Raw genomic sequence first — 15,559 nt, 5'->3', positions numbered from 1 at the left:
CGCGTGTCGCCGGGTCTGGAGTCAGTTCGCTCGCGTGCCGCAGAAACTCGGCCACGGCTCATCGGCGCCGGCGGCACCGTGCGCCCGGTGCCAGGCGCGCCGATCGGGGTCGGTGGCGGGATCGGTCGCCGCGGCCAGGGCCCGGTGCACGTCGCGACGGTCGGCGGGCGTCGCCGCGCGGTAGACCGCCGACCGCACCAGCGGATGCCGGAACCGTACCCGCAGACCCAGCTCTATCAGCCCGGCCGCCTCCGCCGGCACGACCGCGCTCATCGAAAGGTCCAGCAGCTTCGTCGCGCGCAGCAGCACCGTCACGTCACCGACCGGTTCCGCCGCCGCCGTGAGCAGCACCTTCCGCGTCGGCGGTGGCAGCGATCCCGCCCGCGCGGCGAAGCTCCGCTCGATCCGGCTCCACTCCGGTCGTGGGTCTGGCCGCATGAATCCGCCGGCTATCCTGGCCGCGGTCAACCCGCGCGGCAACTCCAGTAGCGCCAGTGGATTGCCGCGCGTTTCGGCGACGATCCGATCCCGCACCCTTTCGTCGAGCCGCCCGGGGACGAGCGAGTCCAGCAGCGCGCGGGCGTCCTCGTGGGCCAAGCCGCCGACGACCAACTCCGACAGACCCTGCCACGCCACCCCGTTCGCAGGCTCCCGGATCGAGAACACCACACCGATCCGCTCGGCATGCAGACGCCGAGAGATGAACGCCAGCGCCTGCGCCGAACCCTGATCCAGCCACTGCGCATCGTCGACCACGCACACCAAGGGCCTGTCCCCCGACGCCATCGCCAACAGACTCAACACGGCCAACCCGACCAGGAATCTGTCCGGCGGACCGCCGGCGCTGTAGCCGAACCCGACCGCGAGTGCCTCACGCTGCGGCACCGGTAATCGATCGCGAAGGGCCAGCATGGGCAGGCACAACCGATGCAAAGCCGCGAACGGCAGCTCCATCTCGGATTCGACACCGGTGGCGCGCGCGACCCCGCATCCGGTCGAACGCCCCACGACGTAGTCGAGCAGAGCCGACTTCCCCACACCCGCGTCACCACGGACCAGCACGGCCCGCCCGTGGCCGGACCGTACCTCGGCGAGCATCCGGTCCAGGACGGCGCATTCCCTCGCCCGGCCGCGCAGCCCGTACACCCGGCCGGTGTTCGTCACGGCCATGACATGTCTCCTCGTCGGGCGTCGGGCCGGTATCGGTACAAGGACCGCGCGGCGCCGGGGCTTGTGACACCGGCCGCTTCGCGCCCGCGGTCCTTGATGTTGTGCACTCTGTTGACGGTCGTCGCTGTTTCTCCTACCGTTTTCAGCGACATCCTTCGATGGAGGTGGCTCATGAGACGGATCAAGGCCGCAATAGCGGCCGCCGCCACCGGCGTGCTCGCGACAGCCGCGGCCGTCGCCCTGTCCACGCCGGCGTCCGCGGCGTCGCTGGTCGAGGTGACGGGCTTCGGCAGCAACCCGGGCGGCATGCGGATGCACATCTACGTGCCGGACAATCGGCCCGCCAACCCGGCGATCGTGGTGGCGATGCACGGCTGCGGCGGATCAGGCCCCGGCTTCTACTCCGGCAGCGAGTTCGCGTCACTGGCGGACCGGTACGGGTACATCGCCATCTACCCGACCGCCACGCAGCAGGCGGGGTTCGGCAACTGCTTCGACGTCTGGTCGGAGGCGTCCAAGCGACGCGGCGGCGGCAGCGACCCGGTGTCCATCATGTCGATGGTCACGTACGCCCAGCAGCGCTACGGCGGCGATCCGAACCGGGTGTACGCGACAGGCAGCTCCTCCGGCGGCATGATGACCAACGCCATGCTGGCCCTCTACCCGGACGTGTTCAAGGCGGGCGCCGCGTTCATGGGAGTGCCGTTCAACTGCTTCGCCAACGCGGCGGACTTTCCACCCAGCAACAGCCAGTGCACCGGCGGCAACATGAACCGTACGCCGCAGCAGTGGGGCGACGCGGTCCGTCAGGCGTACCCTGGCTACACCGGCGCCCGGCCGAGGATGCAGCTGTGGCACGGCACTAACGACACGCTCGTGCCGTTCCAGCTGTTGCAGGAGGAGGTCGACCAGTGGACGAACGTCCACGGGCTGAGCACCACACCGACCACAACGGACAGTCCACAGTCGAACTGGACCCGGCGCCGGTTTGGCACCGCGGTCGAGGCGATCAGCGTCAACGGTGCCGGGCACAGCCTGCCGATGACCGGCATGGCCGCCCGCGCCATCACGTTCTTCGGCCTCGACGGAGGTACTCCACCGACCTCAGCCCCGCCGACCACACCTCCGCCTACCTCTGCCCCGCCGACCTCAGCGCCGCCCACGTCTCCCCCGCCCGGCGCGGCGTGCCGCGTCACCTACACGGCCAACAGCTGGAACAACGGCTTCACCGCCACCGTGGCCGTCACCAACAGTGGCGCGACCGCCATCAACGGCTGGACGGTGCAGTGGACCTGGCCGGGCAACCAGCAGGTGACCAACGCCTGGAACGCCACCGTGACGCAGAGCGGCAGCCAGGTCAGCGCCCGCAACGTCGCCTGGAACGGCACCATCGCCGCCGGCGCGAGCACCAGCTTTGGATTCCAGGGCACCCACGGTGGCACCAACAGCCCGCCGACCCAGTTCACAGTGAACGGTTCCGCCTGCGCTACCTGACCGCCGCCTCAGGGAGCCCTATCCTGGCTCGATGACGACCGCGCCGGCGCCCCCGGTGGGCATACGCCCACAGACGCTGATGCTGACGTTCCTCGGCAACGCCGTACTCGGCCGTGACATCGCGGTGTTCTCCGGCAGCTTCATCGCGGTGATGGAACGGCTCAACGTCGCCGAGCAGGCCACCCGGTCGACCCTGACCAGAATGGTCGACCGGGGCCTGCTCGCCCGCCACCGCCAGGGCCGCAAGATGTACTTCGGGCTCACCCCCCACGCGGCGGAGGTCCTCACCGAGGGCGAGCAACGGGTATGGCGGGCGGGCGCGGTCAACGGAGACGAGCGGCAACGCTGGACTCTGCTCGGCTTCTCCCTGCCCGAGTCCCGCCGCGACGACCGCCATCAGATCCGGTCCCGGCTGCGGTGGGCCGGATTCGGGATGCTCCGCAGTGGACTGTGGATCGCGCCCGGCACCCCGGACCTGGCCACGGTCCTGCCCGACCGCCGGCTCCTGGACGACGTGCTGGCCTTTCGCGCCGAACCGGCCGAGCCCACCGACATCGACCAGCTCGTGCGGCAGGCATACGACCTGGAGGCCATCGCCTCCGGGTACCACCAATTCGTCCGCCGCTGGGACCGCGCGCGGCCGTTGCCCAGCGCGCCGGACGATCTGGCCAGGCTGCTGTGGCTGCTCAGCGAGTGGTTCCTCCTGCTGCGCGACGACCCCCGCATACCGTTGCGGCACCTGCCCGCGGCGTGGCCCGCCGTGGCCGCCGAGAAGCTATTTCACCGCCAGCACACCCGGCTGGTGAAGTCGGCCCGCCGCATCACCGACACGGTGCTCGACTCGGTGCCGCTGGCCTGACGCCACCCGCCGCGGAGCTGTGTCGAGTCACCGATCCTGAGCGGCGCGGTGGGTCGGCCACTCGTCGGCGAGCATGGCGAAGTCGAGTTCGGTGCTCCACTCCCCCTTGAACATCTCGTTGCGCACGAGGCGGGCCTCCTGCCGCATGCCGAGCCGGCGGGCGACCCGCGCCGAGGGCTCATTGCGCTCCTCGATGCGCGCGATGATGCGGTGCAGGCCAAGCTCCTCGAACCCGAGCCGCAGCAGCGCCCGAGCCGCCTCGGTGGCATAACCATGCCCGCCGAAGGCCGGGTTCACGACGTACCCGAGCTCTCCCCCGCGATGCTCGCGGCTGTGCCAGAACAGCACGACGTCGCCCACCAACTCGCCGGTCTCGGTGAGCTCGACGCCGAGCGTCAACGCCTGCCCCTCGTCGGTGAGCGCGCTGAGGGCCCACTGGCCGGCGAGCCGTTCGGCGATCACCTGCCGGTCCATCGGCTCGAACGGCACGTAGCGGCAGACGTCGGGCTGGCTCCGGTACGCCAGCAGCGCGTCGATGTCGCCGGAGGTCAAGGGCCGCAGCGACAGCCGCCTGGTCCGTACCGGATACACGGGCCGTAGCTCCATTTCATGATCTTTTGACACGCTCCCATCATGTCAGCCGTGCGTGGTCAACCAGGCGGCGAACTGGTCCAAGGTGCGTACGCCGTCGTCGAGGACCGCCGCGTAGACCTGTACGCCGCCGACCGGGTTCGGGTATGCGCCGCGCCTGTGCCACTCGTCCTTGATTCGCAGGATCGCGACGCGCTGTTCGGCGGTGATGGTGTCGCGCAGCGTCTCGTGCCATTCGGTGATGTTCGGGTGCGGGTCGTTGAGCCACAACGTCAGGTCGACCTGCCATGCCTGGCCGGACCGCTCGGCGGCGATCGCCACGTGATACCGCTCGTCGCGGGTGGTGCCGGTCGGTGACCGGGCACCCCGTTCGTCGCGGTAGTCGAAGCCGACCACGCCGGGCCGCTCGATGATCCGGCGCAGGAGCCGCAGCACGCTCTGCGGCGAAAAACGCGGGCCAACGTGCACCATCACGTCGACCTCGGGCCAGCTCATCAGGCCCGACACGTAGCTGCCGGCCAGCAACACCGGGCCGATATCGGCGGTGAGCTTTGCCAGGTCGAGGTCGGCCAGGAGCGCCTCCGCCTCCGCCTGCAGAGTGTCCTGTCGGGCAAGCAGATCCGCGTCATCCATGGACGCAGGCTAGCGGTCCGAGATCGCAAAGGTTCGCTACGCGGGATTGCACCAGATACCCCTCCAGGGTTGGGCTCATACCGCCCGCCGGCCGTGTCACCTGGACCCGCCCCCACCTCGTCCTACCCACCTAGCCGCACTGGGGAAGCCTTACGGAAGCGGCACGACCCGGGTGTTCTGGAACGATGTCTGCAGCCACTGGCCGTGCCGCTTGCGAAGCACATTGGTGTTTCTGGAGTCCGAGCCGGCGCGGCAGTCGTCTTCCCCCGCGTTGATGATGCAGGTGTCGCGGACGATGACCACGAGATCCGGCTCCACATATCGGATGTGCTCGTCGAGCCGCACGATCCGGCTCGGCGGGATGTAGTTGTCGAAGGCGTGCTGCAGCCCGGCCGCGATGCTGTGCCGGCCCACAAAATAGTCGCCGTTGAACGTGACGAAGTCGGCGTCCTCCGTGAACGTCGCGGCGAACGCCCCGCCATCTTCGGCCGCCCACGCGACTTCCTGCTGTTTAGCGATACGCTCGAACGCGGCCAGGTCGCCGCGCCGGTGCTCGTCAACCGCCTGAGGGGCGGTGCCCTCGGTCGCGGTAGCCGCGGCCGGGACCAGACCGGTCACCAGCACAGCCGCCAGTGCCGCCAACCATGCCATACGTCGTGTCGTCATCGGTCGCACCTCCGTCGTCGATACGCGAGCCGCCAACATATGGCCGTCGATTCGATGTCCACGACGCCCCGCGGGGTGATTCCCGGTTCCCCCCACAGGAGGACCACCACTACCCCGCGCGGCGCTCCCGCCTGGTCGCCGCCACACCGGCCACCAGCGCGGCGCCCACGCCGATCAACTGGATGACCGTGCCGATCACACCGCCGGCCCCCGCGTCACCGGTCAGGTTGTCCGTGCCCGCGCCGCTCGCAACGCTGCTCGCCACAAACCCGACGATCACGAACAGCCCGAGAAACGCGCCGACAGCGGGCGCCCACGTCTGCCTCACCAGCGCGACGAAGACCGCGCCGGCCGCCAGAATCAGCAGCCCAGGCGGCGGGTAGAACGGAAAGTCCACGCCCGATGCCCACAGTGTCGCGATACCGATCGCGCCGACCGCGAGACCCCACACGGTGAGTCCGCGCGGCGAGGTCGGCGCCAGCATGCCAGCCATAACGTCCTCCCGAAATCCGTCTCCCTGAACGGACTTCAGCCTGCCGCCGGTCGCGACCGGAGACGTCGGCCGGGAAGCGGCGATCGGCCTACGCCGGCCGACGTACGACGCACATCTCGAAGCCCCAGCGCCGCCAGGACCGAGCACCTTCGAGGAAGTGCCGCGTCCTGGCCGGCGTGTCGCCACGCCCCGCGCGCCACACCCCACACCCCGCGCGCCACACCCCACGCGCCGCGCGCCACACCCCGCGCGCCGATCAAGGGCAAACGCACGCGGTTCGATCTCTCCTCCCCCGCGCGTCCGCCCCCAGGCCAGCCCGACACGGCGTGTCGCCACGCCGCTTCCACCGATCAAGGGCAAACGCACGCGCTTGGATCTCATTTCCGCGTGCATCCGCCCTTGATCCATGCGAATGCCCTTGATCGGCGCGCGGTAACGCGGCGGCACGCCGCCGCCAAGCCCCTCAAACCCCGGCAGCTGGCCCGGCCACGACGGCGCGCCGCCGCCCGGCACGGCGCGCCGCCGCCCGGCACGGCGCGCGCAGCACGGTCCGGCACCGCGCGCGCAGCACGGTCCGGCACCGCGCGCAGCACGGTCCGGCACGGCGTGCGCAGCGCGACCCTGGCCCGGCGGACAATGCGAGCATGGTCGGCGACGTGCACGCGCGAGTGGTGAGCCTGCTCGCTGACCGACCACCGCGCGCCGGCCGGGTGAAGGTGCTCGCCATCGAGGGGCGCTCCGGAAGCGGCAAGTCCACCCTCGCCACAGCCGTCGCCGCCGAGCTGGCCGCGCCCGTGGTCCGGATGGACGACCTGTACGCCGGCTGGGACGGCCTGCTTGACGGTGTCGACGCGCTGGTGCGGTGGATACTCGACCCGCTGCGGCGCGGCGAGGAGGCGCGCTGGCAGCGGTACGACTGGCATCTTGGCCAGTACGCGGAATGGCATCGTGTGCCTGAGACGGACACGCTGGTGGTCGAGGGTACGGGTGCCGGCGCCCGCGAGACCGCGCCGTACCTGAGCGCCCTGGTCTGGTTGGACGCCCCCGACGAGGTCCGTCGCGAGCGGGCCCTGGCCCGCGACGGCGACGTTTACGCGCCACACTGGGACCGGTGGGCGCGGCATGAAGACGCCTTCTACAGCGACCACGACGTCCGCGCTCGCGCCGACCTCCTGATCCCAGGCGCCTGACGAGCTACGGCGGCCCCAGACGCCGCCTGGAACCACCCCCGGTCACGGCCGGATACAGCACCCGGCAGGCCCTACCCGCGCAGAGCCGGTCCGATCCAGCGCCGGACGAGGGCCCGCAGTTGGTCGTCGGTGAGCGGTGGTGTCGACGGGTACCGCAGGAACGAGATGAACAGTCGCATGAGGATCTCGGCAAGGCCGCGCAGGTCGGCGTCTGTGGTGACGCCGACCGCCGACCAGTTGACGGGCAGGTTGCCGAGGATTCGCGCGCCGAGGGAGAACGAGAGCGGTGAGGTGACTCCCGCGGTGAAGGAGTCGGTCTCGCCGGCCTGGAGGAGCAGGCCCATGTAAGGCTCCCTGGGGATGGTGCGGACGGCCCACACGACGGACTCCACGGCGGCTTCTTCCGGGGTCTTGAACGAGGCGAGGTGGTGTTCCATCCGTTCGGCGAATTCCTCGGCGCCCGCTTCGGCGACGGCGGTGAGGATGTCGGCGAGGCTCGGGAAGTAGCGGTAGACGGTCTGTCGGGTGACGCCGGCCTCGGTCGCGATGTCGGAGAGGCTGGTCTTGGCGAGCCCGAGCCGGTCGATGCACGCCGTCGCCGCCTCGACGATACGGCGGCGTGCCTCGTTTTCGGTGCCGGGTGGGTTGCCCTGCCATCCGTGGTACCCCATGCGCCCATCTTTCCCGAACGCCGCAGGTCAGACGGCGGCTGGGGCGGTGCGGCGCCGGTGGAGCGCGATGAGCAGCAGCCCGGCGCCGGCGAAGCAGGCGAGGGCGTAGGGCCCGCTGCCGATCGGTGTGCCGTCGCTGGTGACGCCGTTGTCCGCGGCGAGGTAGGCCGGGAGCGCGCTGAGCCAGATGACCGCCATCGCACCGAGGTAGGCGGCTGGGTAGTACCGGGCGAAGGTCGACACGTCCGGGGCGCGGTCGGTGGAGCGCAGGCAGGATACGACGATCCAGCTGCCGACGAGCCAGAGCAGGGCCAGCTCGACGCCGAGGACCCATGCCTGCGCGGTGCTGTTTCCCTTGAAGAAGCTCGCGGGTATGCCGGCGATCGCCATGGTCGGCGGCGTCAGCACACCGGCCACCAGGATGCTCGGCACCAGTGGCCACCGGCTGGCCAGGCGCACGACGAGGTACGTCATGGCGCCCATCGAGACCGAGGCGAACAACACCATGCTGTTCATGGGCACCGACGCCAGCGCGGGGTGGTTGACGATGTCGTTGTCCATGTTCCAGGCCCACCATTGAAGCTGCGGTCCGATGTGGTCGAACACCTCGTAGAAGACCTGGCAGGTGAAGGCGACGGCCACCGATCCGGTCAGCGCGCCGCGGCGGTCGAAGATCCCGAGCGACCGGACGAGCTCGTACGCGAGCTGGCTGAACGCCGGGTAGAACGCCACGATGTAGAGCGGCAACCTGTCCCACATGAACTGCACGGTGAACCGGTTGTGGGCGAAGATGAATCCGTAGACCTGGTCGAGGCCGAACCATTCCGGGAAGTACAGCGGCGGCTCGGTCACGAAGAGGTAGACCAGCGATGCGAACCACAGCGCCAGGTTTGTCGGATCGCCGGCGCGGTGCCGCCGGATGGCGTGTACCAAGGCGAAGACCGCGCCGCCGATGATGGTCACTTCGAGCAGCGGCATGGTCCAGTTGTCGAGCTCCCACGGGAAGCGGACCGAGACCATCGGGGAGACGTCGTGGCAGTCGAAGCCGAGCTCGCGGGTGACGGCCTCCGCCCCGGGCCCGCAATCGGCGCTCACCGCACCGACTCTGTCGCGGTGGCCGACGAGTAGTCCGTGGCGGGCGGCTCGGCGTTGGGGTCGAACCCGTAGGGAACCCGGCGCCGCCCCAGCGCGGCGCGGATGCCGTGGCGCACGAGTCGGGCGAGCACACCAGGGTTGCCCAGCATGTCGCCGAGCGACTCGTCGAGGTTGAACACCTTGGCGAAGTGCGCGTCGATCACCGGATCCTCACGGGCGGCACCGACGATGAAGCTGAACGCGGGATCGGACACCGCGGCGAGGAGGCGACGGCGCCATTCGGGCGGCTTCTCGGTGCCGACCGCGCACGCGTAGCCCTGGTCGCGTGCCATCGCCAGGCGCCACGGCACGCCGAGCAGCTTGCGTTGTGCCGCCAGGAACCGCGAGAAGAAGGTCGCGTCGAGCCGGTCGGCGCCGGCTAGGTGCTCGCGCAGCAGCAGCGCGGACAGCGACGCCGAGCTGATGCCCTGGGCGTAGAACGGGTTGAAGGCACAGATCGAGTCGCCGACGAACGCCAGCCCCGTGGGCGGCGTCGCCCACCGGTCGTAGCGGCGCCAGACGTTGCCGGTCGACCGTGTCAGATGGACCTCCGAGGTGGGCGTACACCGATCCATCGCGGCCGCGAACAGCGGCGCCCGTACCCGCCGGGCCGACTCGACGAACGTGTCGTCGGTACGCGGCATGGCGTGTCCCCACGACCCCATGCACGCGATGACGCGGTTGCCCTCGATCGGGAAGAGGTTCACCAGGAACTCGTGCTCCGCCGGGTGCTCGCCCTTCTCCCTGGTCGGCATGATCACGAGGTGCTGCCACCACCAGCTCGGCGGTCGCTGTGCGGGCAGCTCGTACCAGCGGGAGGTGTACGTGACCTTGGCGTCGAGGGTCAGTGTTTCGAGCGTGGGCCAGCCCGCCGCCGCCAGCCAACCGCTGACCGAGGAGCCACGCCCCATCGCGTCGACCACGAAGTCGGCGTCGACGTGCTCGTCACCGGTCGACGTGGTGAAGTGGACACCGGTGACGGCGCCGTCCCGGCTGCTCAGCCCGCTTACGCTGACGCCCTCACGGATGGCCACGTTGGACAGTCCTCGTACCTTGTCGCGCAGCACCCGCTCGATGAGGACGCGCGAGCTGTAGATCATCGTCATCGCGCTGCGTTTGCGCGCCGACCAGCCTTTCCCGTCAAGGTAGGCCGCGTCCATCGACGGCATCAGGTGCAACCCACCCGCCGCGACGAGCTCGTCCTCGAACCCGGGGAACAGCTCCCCGATCGCACGCCGCCCCGAGTTCAACAGGAAATGCGGATGCTTGCTCTGCGGCACACCGCGCCGATGCTCGGCGTCCGCGGGAAGCTCGTCACGCTCCAGTACCAGCACCTGGTTGAAGTACGGGGCGAGTGCACCAGCGGCACAGAGGCCAGCGGCACTCCCACCGAGAACGACGGCAGTCGTGCCGAGCTTCATCGCTCACCAACTCCCACGCCATTCATACAGATGGACCTCGAATGTATGAATGAACCGTGGTCGATGTCAAGGCGCGACCGCGTTTGCGTCGCCATCGTCAAATGGGAGGCGTGGCTGACGACATCGAGCGACGGCTGGCCTCGGCCGCCGAGGCGCTCCGCGAGTACGAGGTGACCACGTCACGCAGCACAGATCTACGTGGCCGGATCGACGAGATGGCCACCCAGCTCACCGCGCTGCGCACCCGGCACGACGACGAGCTCAAGGACGTCGAGCGGCTGGAGGGCCTGTCCCTGACCCGGGTGCTCGCCTCGTTGCGCGGCTCCCGCGACGAGACGCTGGAGCGCGAACGTGCCGAGGCCGACGCCGCCCGCTACCGGGTGGCCGAGGCCGAGAGCCGGCTCGACGCGCTGCGCCGGGAGCAGAGCGCCGCGCAGGCCCGGCTGGACCAGCTCGCGGCCGCCCCGGGTGACTACGCCGCCGCGCTCGACGCCAAGGACCACCACCTGCGCCAGTCCGGCGACCCGCGCCGTACTCGGCTGCTGGCGCTGGCCGAGGAGCGCGGACGGCTCACCGGCGAGATCCATGAGGCGGCCGAAGCCCTGCGGGCGGCGGGCACGGCGACGCAGGCTCTGTCGCGGGTGCGGGAGACGCTGGACAGCGCGGACGGCTGGTCCACATTCGACACGTTCGGTGGCGGCGGCCTGCTCACCAGCGCGATCAAGCACTCCCGGCTGGACGAGGCGGCGGAGGAGGCGGCCCGCGCCGACCGGTCCCTCGCCGCGCTGCGGACCGAACTCGCCGACGTGCCCGGCGCGGCGCTCACCGCCCCGCAACTGGCGATCGGCGAACTGACCCGGTTCGTCGACGTCTGGCTCGACAACATCTTCACCGACCTCGCCGTGCAGGATCGCATCAACCAGGCCCAGGAGAACGTCGAACGGTCAACCCAGCTCGTGCACGAGGTGCGGACCCGGCTGGAACAGCGGATCGCTCAGGCCCGCGCCAGGCTCGACGCGATCGACAGCGAACGCCACGCGCTCCTCATGCCGCTCGGCCAGTACTAGCGTTCGCTTGGACGATCTATTCCAAGGGGGGATCTGGTCCAACCCAGGATCTGAGCTACCGCGATGCCCGTCGCGGGCCTGACCGTCGCTCCCGCAGCCTCACCCGCCGCGCACAGTCACGCTCAAGAACCCGACAGTATCCGGGATTTTGTCGCCTCAACCGCTCCCGGAGGCAGCAACATCCGGGATTTCGCTGCCACGTCCGGGCGGGTCGTGTGGCCACGGACGGTGAGGCCGCGGGAGCAGCGGTCCTGCGCGCGGCGGACGTCGCGGTAGCTCAAATATCCCTTGGAATAGATCATCTTACAGCGTCCTGCGCCGTCTGGACCAGGGTCCGGACCGCGCACCCGGTGCCGCCGTTGGGTGTGTACCCATAGGGCTCGCCCTCGTGGAAGGCCGGTCCGGCGATGTCCAGGTGTGCCCAGGGGATGCCGGCCGGCACGAACTCCTGGAGGAACAGGCCCGCCACCAGGCCGCCGCCCATCCGCTCGCCGTAATTGGCGATGTCGGCCACCCGCGAGTTCAGGCTCTTGCGCAGCTCCTTCGGCAGCGGCATCGGCCAAGCCCGCTCGCCGGCCCGGGCGGCGGCGTCCACGACCCGGTCGCGGAAGGCGTCGTCGTTGGACATCACCCCGAACAGGTGGTTGCCCAGGCCGAACCGCATCGCGGCGGTGAGGGTGGCCACGTCGACGATCGCGTCGGGCCGCTCCTCGCCCGCGCGGACCAGCGCGTCGGCGAGTACCAGGCGCCCCTCGGCGTCGGTGTTGAGCACCTCGACGGTCCGGCCGCCGTACACGCGCAGCACGTCGCCGGGGCGCAGGGCGCTGCCCGACGGCATGTTCTCGGCCATCGCGAGCCAGCCTGTGACGTTGACCCGCAGGCCCAGCCGGGCCGCGGCCACGACCGCGGCGAACACGGCCGCCGCGCCGGACATGTCGCGCTTCATGATCTCGTTGGCGCCGACCGGCTTCAGGGAGATGCCACCCGAGTCGTAGGTGATGCCTTTGCCGACGAAGGCGAGACTCGCCGTCGCCTCGGGGTGGGTGTGCGCGATACGCACCAGCCGCGGCGGTCGGACCGAGCCCTGCCCGACGCCGAGGATGCCACCGAACCCGCCCGCCGCGAGCGCCCGCTCGTCCAGCACCTCCACCGCCAGCCCGTACTCCCGGCCGGCGCTGGCCACGACGTCCGCGAAGCTCTCCGGGTACAGGTCGTTGGCCGGCGTGTTGACCAGGTCTCGGGCGCGATTCACCTCCTGGCCGAGCACGCCCGCGCGCCGGACGGCGGCCTCGGCCGCCGCCTGGCCGTCCCGGCCGGCGAGGATCGCCAACTCGCGGACCGGAGCCGCCGCGCGGTCGCCGGTGCGATAGGAGCCGAAGGTGTACGCGCCGAGCAGGCCACCGGTCGCCACCGCCTCGACGGCCTCGGCGGTACCGGCCGGCAGCGCCACGGTGACCCTCCGGGCGCCGGCGAGCGTCCTGGCCGCGACCCCGGCCGCCCGGCGCAACGCCTCGACGTCGTACCCGTCGTCGCCGGCGGCGCCGAGGCCGACCGCGAGCACCAGCCGGGCCCCGGAGCCGGCGGGTGCGGGAAGCTTGACCGCCTCGCCCTCGGCACCGGTCACGCCGACGGTGCGCAGGAGCTCGATCAACGTCCCGTCGAAGTCCGCCGCGCCGGGCGCCAGTACCGGCCCGTGGGGGCCCTGGGCGATCCCGATCACGACGCAGTCCGCGTGCGTGGGGGTCGTGCTTACCGTCAGTGCGGTCACCGGAGTGCGGCCTGCTCTTTCCGTGAGAGGTGGGTGTGCGCCGGAGCCGACGGCGGTCGCCCCTTGCGGCGCGTCAGTGCGACGCCGACGAGCACGACCAGCATCCCGGCGGCGATCCGGAGGCTGAGGTCTTCGCCGAGCACGATCGCGCCCAGCGCCACCGAGACCACCGGCAGCAGGTAGCCGACCGTGGCGGCGTTGGTGGCGCCCTCGGCGGCGATGATCCGGTACGTGAGGTGGAACGTCGCGCCGGTGGCGACGACGCCCAGGATCACGACCACGACCAGCGTCTTCGGGCCGATCTCGATCGCGGTCAGACCGCCGGCCGGCAGGGTCAGCGCGGTCAGACCGGTCGCCGCGATGAGCTGCGCCGCCGACAGCGAGATCGTCGGGATGCCCTTGCCGACCAGGTGGCGGCCCATGTACGCGAACCCGATGGCGTAGCTGGCCGCCGCGACCACGATCGCCAGCGCGCCCCAGCCGACCGTCCCGGCCGCCCGCCACGGCGCGAAGATCAACACGACCCCGGCGAAGCCGGCCAGGAGCCCGGCCACCCGCACCGGCCGCAGCCCGCGCTCGGAGCCGATGGCGAGGCCGATCAGCAGCGACCACAGCGGGGTCGTGGCGTTCAACACACCCGCCACTCCCGAGTCGATGGTCCGCTGGCCAAGGCTGAACATGGCGAACGGCAGGGCGTTGCAGAAGAACGCGGCCACCACGACGTGCCCCCAGATCGCCCGGCCCCGCGGCAGCCGCCGGCCGGAGGCGAAGCACGCCACCAGCAGGGCCGCCGCTCCGAGCACACACCGGCTGAAGGTGACCTGCACCGGCGTCAGCGCGTCGAGGGCCAACTCGATCCAGAGGAACGTCGAACCCCACAGCAGGGCCAGCGCACCCACCTGCGCCCACGTGCGTAGCTTGCTCACACCTCACACAGTGCCGGAACAAACCCTGAAGAAAAAGCGAAAGATTCTGTACGAGAGTTAAGCTCTACTACATGCTCGATGTGAGACGGATGCAGGTACTGCGGGCGGTCGTCACCAGCGGTTCGGTCACCGCGGCGGCGGCGCACCTCGGCTTCACCCCCTCGGCGGTCAGCCAACAGGTGGCGGCGCTGGAAAAGGAGGCCGGAATCGCGCTGCTCCAACGCGCCGGCCGAGGCGTACAGCCAACGGCGGCGGGCCGGCTGCTCGTCGGGCACGCGGCCATCATCAGCGAACACGTCGCCGCCACCGAGGCCGCCCTGGCCGACCTGCGCGCCGGCCGCACGGGGCGGCTGACGGTCCACTACTTCGCCTCGATCGGACCGACCGTACTGGCGCCCGCGATCGCCCGCCTCCGCACCGAACACCCCGGCGTCACCGTCGACCCCAGGCTGACCGAACCGCACGACGCCCTGCTGGACGTCGAGCGCGGCAACGGCGACCTGGCCCTGATAGTCCGCCGCCCGGACGCCGGCGACCGCCCCGGCATCCGCCTCGTACGCCTGCTAGACGACCCGTACCGGGCGGTGCTGCCGGCCGGGCACCCGCTCGCCGCCCGACCGGTCGTCGACCTCACCGACCTCGCCGCCGAACCGTGGGTCGGCGGCGAACCACCCGGCCCCTGCCTGGAACCCATCCTCGACGCCTGCGCCTCGGCCGGCTTCACGCCAAACTTCGTGGCAAAGTCGGAGGACTACGCCACCGCTCAGGGCTTCGTCGCCGCCGGCCTCGGAGTCACCCTCATCCCCCAACTCGGCCTGGGCGCCGGCCACCCCGGCACCACCGTCCGCCCGATCCGCCACCCCGAGCCGACCAGGACCATCTACGCCGCGATCCGGGAGATCTCACTGGCCCAACCCGCACTACGCACCCTGATCGACGCCCTCACCAAAGCCGCAACCACCTAACCCACCCCACCCCACCGCACTCCCGCCCACCACCGCACCACCGCGCGCCGCGCCGACCGCGCCACGGCGCCGACCGCCCGTGACGGCGTGTCGCCGCGCCCCGCTCGCCGATCAAGGGCAAACGCACGCGGTTCGATCTCATCTCCGCGCACGTCCGCCCCCAGACCAGCCCAGCAAGCCCGCGTCCGTCCTCTCCCCGGCGCCGCCGCCCGCCCGTGACGGCGTGTCGCCGCGCCCCGCTCGCCGATCAAGGGCAAACGCACGCGGTTCGATCTCTTCCCCGCGCACGTCCGCCCCCAGACCAGCCCAGCACGGCGTGTCGCCACGCCGGGTGCGCCGATCAAGGGCGAATACACGTGGTTCGATCTCAAAACTGCCAGCGGACACGAAAAAATCGGAGCTGGCGGACAGTTCGCTCCGGGCTGGTGGACATGAAAACTCCGGGCCGGTGGTCACCGGATCTCCGGACACGCCTGACTGTTGTCGGTGAACAGGCGGGGTCTCTCCCTGC

The 15,559-nt window shown here is 70.8% G+C and carries 15 protein-coding genes; 5 read left to right on the top strand and 10 right to left on the bottom strand.

The annotated features are described in order from the left end of the window. Nucleotides 1-21: 21 nt before the first annotated feature. The gene (locus tag QMG73_RS27385) at nt 22-1,170 is read right to left on the bottom strand and encodes an AAA family ATPase (protein WP_281900348.1); all 1,149 of its coding nucleotides are present in this window, start codon (nt 1,168-1,170) and stop codon (nt 22-24) included. 171 nt (nt 1,171-1,341) lie between these two features. Between QMG73_RS27385 and QMG73_RS27380 the strand changes: the two genes are divergently transcribed. Beyond that, nucleotides 1,342-2,664 carry an extracellular catalytic domain type 1 short-chain-length polyhydroxyalkanoate depolymerase gene (locus QMG73_RS27380; RefSeq protein ID WP_281900346.1) on the top strand — a complete coding sequence of 441 codons (1,323 nt, stop codon included), beginning with the start codon at nt 1,342-1,344 and terminating at the stop codon, nt 2,662-2,664. 31 nt (nt 2,665-2,695) lie between these two features. Continuing rightward, nucleotides 2,696-3,523, top strand: coding sequence for a PaaX family transcriptional regulator (locus tag QMG73_RS27375; protein WP_281900345.1), 828 nt, complete (start codon nt 2,696-2,698; stop codon nt 3,521-3,523). 27 nt (nt 3,524-3,550) lie between these two features. Here QMG73_RS27375 and QMG73_RS27370 read toward each other — a convergent pair whose 3' ends face one another. From QMG73_RS27370 to QMG73_RS27355, 4 genes are all read right to left on the bottom strand, one after another. Further along, nucleotides 3,551-4,129, bottom strand: a complete 579-nt coding sequence (locus QMG73_RS27370) for a GNAT family N-acetyltransferase (RefSeq protein ID WP_281900344.1) — start codon at nt 4,127-4,129, stop codon at nt 3,551-3,553. A gap of 30 nt (nt 4,130-4,159) precedes the next feature. Then, nucleotides 4,160-4,747 (bottom strand): hypothetical protein, encoded by a 588-nt coding sequence (locus tag QMG73_RS27365; protein ID WP_281900343.1) that lies wholly within the window; start codon nt 4,745-4,747, stop codon nt 4,160-4,162. A 150-nt stretch (nt 4,748-4,897) separates the two neighbouring features. Further along, complete coding sequence (locus QMG73_RS27360; protein WP_281900342.1) at nt 4,898-5,413, bottom strand: SgcJ/EcaC family oxidoreductase; 516 nt, start codon at nt 5,411-5,413, stop codon at nt 4,898-4,900. A gap of 109 nt (nt 5,414-5,522) precedes the next feature. Next, on the bottom strand, nt 5,523-5,906 hold the full coding sequence (locus QMG73_RS27355) for a hypothetical protein (RefSeq protein ID WP_281900340.1): 384 nt from the start codon (nt 5,904-5,906) through the stop codon (nt 5,523-5,525). A gap of 644 nt (nt 5,907-6,550) precedes the next feature. On the opposite strand from QMG73_RS27355, the gene QMG73_RS27350 reads away from it, so the two are divergent. Beyond that, nucleotides 6,551-7,096, top strand: coding sequence for an AAA family ATPase (locus QMG73_RS27350; RefSeq protein ID WP_281900338.1), 546 nt, complete (start codon nt 6,551-6,553; stop codon nt 7,094-7,096). Between the two features lie 71 nt (nt 7,097-7,167). Here QMG73_RS27350 and QMG73_RS27345 read toward each other — a convergent pair whose 3' ends face one another. From QMG73_RS27345 to QMG73_RS27335, 3 genes are read right to left on the bottom strand one after another with little or no spacing between them, the layout of a single operon-like run. Then, nucleotides 7,168-7,767 (bottom strand): TetR/AcrR family transcriptional regulator, encoded by a 600-nt coding sequence (locus tag QMG73_RS27345; protein ID WP_281900336.1) that lies wholly within the window; start codon nt 7,765-7,767, stop codon nt 7,168-7,170. Nucleotides 7,768-7,794: 27 nt separating this feature from the next. Next, entirely contained in the window at nt 7,795-8,862 is a 1,068-nt protein-coding gene (locus QMG73_RS27340) for a hypothetical protein (protein ID WP_281900334.1), read from the bottom strand. Beyond that, nucleotides 8,859-10,322 carry an FAD-dependent monooxygenase family protein gene (locus QMG73_RS27335; protein WP_281900332.1) on the bottom strand — a complete coding sequence of 488 codons (1,464 nt, stop codon included), beginning with the start codon at nt 10,320-10,322 and terminating at the stop codon, nt 8,859-8,861. The genes QMG73_RS27340 and QMG73_RS27335 overlap by 4 nt, the downstream gene beginning before the upstream one ends. Nucleotides 10,323-10,432: 110 nt before the next feature. Here QMG73_RS27335 and QMG73_RS27330 point away from each other — a divergent pair, with 110 nt between their 5' ends. Beyond that, complete coding sequence (locus QMG73_RS27330; protein WP_281900330.1) at nt 10,433-11,389, top strand: hypothetical protein; 957 nt, start codon at nt 10,433-10,435, stop codon at nt 11,387-11,389. A gap of 298 nt (nt 11,390-11,687) precedes the next feature. On the opposite strand, the gene QMG73_RS27325 is transcribed toward QMG73_RS27330, so the two are convergent. Then, nucleotides 11,688-13,157, bottom strand: coding sequence for a leucyl aminopeptidase (locus tag QMG73_RS27325; protein ID WP_281900329.1), 1,470 nt, complete (start codon nt 13,155-13,157; stop codon nt 11,688-11,690). Then, entirely contained in the window at nt 13,154-14,083 is a 930-nt protein-coding gene (locus QMG73_RS27320; RefSeq protein ID WP_281900328.1) for a DMT family transporter, read from the bottom strand. The genes QMG73_RS27325 and QMG73_RS27320 overlap by 4 nt, the downstream gene beginning before the upstream one ends. 71 nt (nt 14,084-14,154) lie before the next feature. On the opposite strand from QMG73_RS27320, the gene QMG73_RS27315 reads away from it, so the two are divergent. Further along, nucleotides 14,155-15,048, top strand: coding sequence for a LysR family transcriptional regulator (locus tag QMG73_RS27315; RefSeq protein WP_281900326.1), 894 nt, complete (start codon nt 14,155-14,157; stop codon nt 15,046-15,048). Nucleotides 15,049-15,559 lie beyond the last annotated feature (511 nt).

The organism is Phytohabitans aurantiacus (assembly GCF_027923225.1).
Lineage (GTDB): Bacteria > Actinomycetota > Actinomycetes > Mycobacteriales > Micromonosporaceae > Phytohabitans > Phytohabitans aurantiacus.
This window is presented reverse-complemented; position numbering and strand designations above follow the sequence as displayed.

Excerpts from the sequence above, each read along its gene's own strand:
- QMG73_RS27385 (WP_281900348.1), bottom strand. The coding sequence starts at position 1,170 with ATGGCCGTGACGAACACCGGCCGGGTGTACGGGCTGCGCGGCCGGGCG.
- QMG73_RS27380 (WP_281900346.1), top strand. The coding sequence starts at position 1,342 with ATGAGACGGATCAAGGCCGCAATAGCGGCCGCCGCCACCGGCGTGCTC.
- QMG73_RS27375 (WP_281900345.1), top strand. The coding sequence starts at position 2,696 with ATGACGACCGCGCCGGCGCCCCCGGTGGGCATACGCCCACAGACGCTG.
- QMG73_RS27370 (WP_281900344.1), bottom strand. The coding sequence starts at position 4,129 with ATGGAGCTACGGCCCGTGTATCCGGTACGGACCAGGCGGCTGTCGCTG.
- QMG73_RS27365 (WP_281900343.1), bottom strand. The coding sequence starts at position 4,747 with ATGGATGACGCGGATCTGCTTGCCCGACAGGACACTCTGCAGGCGGAG.
- QMG73_RS27360 (WP_281900342.1), bottom strand. The coding sequence starts at position 5,413 with ATGACGACACGACGTATGGCATGGTTGGCGGCACTGGCGGCTGTGCTG.
- QMG73_RS27355 (WP_281900340.1), bottom strand. The coding sequence starts at position 5,906 with ATGGCTGGCATGCTGGCGCCGACCTCGCCGCGCGGACTCACCGTGTGG.
- QMG73_RS27350 (WP_281900338.1), top strand. The coding sequence starts at position 6,551 with ATGGTCGGCGACGTGCACGCGCGAGTGGTGAGCCTGCTCGCTGACCGA.
- QMG73_RS27345 (WP_281900336.1), bottom strand. The coding sequence starts at position 7,767 with ATGGGGTACCACGGATGGCAGGGCAACCCACCCGGCACCGAAAACGAG.
- QMG73_RS27335 (WP_281900332.1), bottom strand. The coding sequence starts at position 10,322 with ATGAAGCTCGGCACGACTGCCGTCGTTCTCGGTGGGAGTGCCGCTGGC.
- QMG73_RS27315 (WP_281900326.1), top strand. The coding sequence starts at position 14,155 with ATGCTCGATGTGAGACGGATGCAGGTACTGCGGGCGGTCGTCACCAGC.